The following is a 1,059-nucleotide window of genomic DNA, read 5'->3' on the forward strand; positions in this document are numbered from 1 at the left end:
GGGTGGGGTGGGTGCGGAGAATGGTGCGGGTGGACGGGGGTGCTGTGGAGGCGCGCACGGTCGGTGGCGGGCGGGAGCTGCGGGCGGACTGTTCGCGCTGCGCCGGGGTCTGCTGCGTCGCGCCGGCGTTCACCGCGTCCGCCGACTTCGCCATCGACAAGCCCGCCGGACGGCCCTGCCCGAACCTGGGCGCCGACTTCCGCTGCGGCATCCACACCGAGCTGCGGCAACGCGGCTTCCCCGGATGCACCGTGTTCGACTGCTTCGGCGCCGGCCAGCACCTCACCCGGCACACGTTCGCCGGCCGCGACTGGCGCGCCGACCCGGCCACCGCAGCGCGGATGTTCGACACCTTCGCGGTGTTGCGGCCCCTGCAAGAGTTGCTCTGGTACCTGACCGAGGCGGTACGCCTGACCCCGCCCGGCCCGCTGCGCGACGAGCTGACCGCCGCGCTCGACGAGACCGGCCGGCTCGCCGACGGCACCCCTGACGAGCTGCTCGCGCTCGACGTCGACGCGCACCGGGACCGGGCCAACCGGCTCCTGTCCCGCGCCGCCGAACAGGCCCGCGCCGGGAAGGCCGGCCCGGACCGCCGGGGCGCGACGCTGATCGCTGTGGACCTGCGCCGTACGCCGCTGGCCGGGGCCAACCTGCGCGGCGCCTGCCTGATCGGCGCGGACCTGCGGGGCGTACGGCTCGGCGCGGCCGACCTGACCGGCGCGGACCTGCGCGGGGCCGACCTGCGCGGCGCAGACCTGAGCGAGTGCCTGTTCACGCACCAGTCGCAGCTCGACGCCGCGCGCGGCGACCACCGCACGGTCCTGCCGCCGGGGCTGCGCCGCCCGGCTCACTGGTCCCTGACGCTGACCCCGGCCCGCCCCCGGCCACGCCCCCGCCGCCGCCGCTGACCCGCCCGGCCCACCGGTCCGGACACTGGGCGACGATCAAGGAGTTTGTGGCTGGTTCGGGGCCGGATCGGGACACAAACTCCTTGATCAACGGGGAGAAGGGGGCCGGAGGGCGGAGGGGGCGGGGTTTGGTGGGGATGGGGTGGGGTAG

The 1,059-nt window shown here is 76.1% G+C and carries 1 protein-coding gene; it reads left to right on the top strand.

Annotation, left to right across the window (positions count from 1 at the left end; translation table 11 throughout):
• The first annotated feature begins 20 nt into the window (after positions 1-20).
• Positions 21-908 (top strand): pentapeptide repeat-containing protein, encoded by an 888-nt coding sequence (locus KBX39_RS31820; RefSeq protein WP_210874123.1) that lies wholly within the window; start codon positions 21-23, stop codon positions 906-908.
• Positions 909-1,059 lie beyond the last annotated feature (151 nt).

The sequence above is a fragment of the Micromonospora sp. D75 genome, assembly GCF_018070405.1.
Lineage (GTDB): Bacteria > Actinomycetota > Actinomycetes > Mycobacteriales > Micromonosporaceae > Micromonospora > Micromonospora chalcea.

What these genes read in the sequence shown, in the direction of transcription:
- KBX39_RS31820 (WP_210874123.1), top strand. Translation starts at nt 21, where the DNA reads ATGGTGCGGGTGGACGGGGGTGCTGTGGAGGCGCGCACGGTCGGTGGC.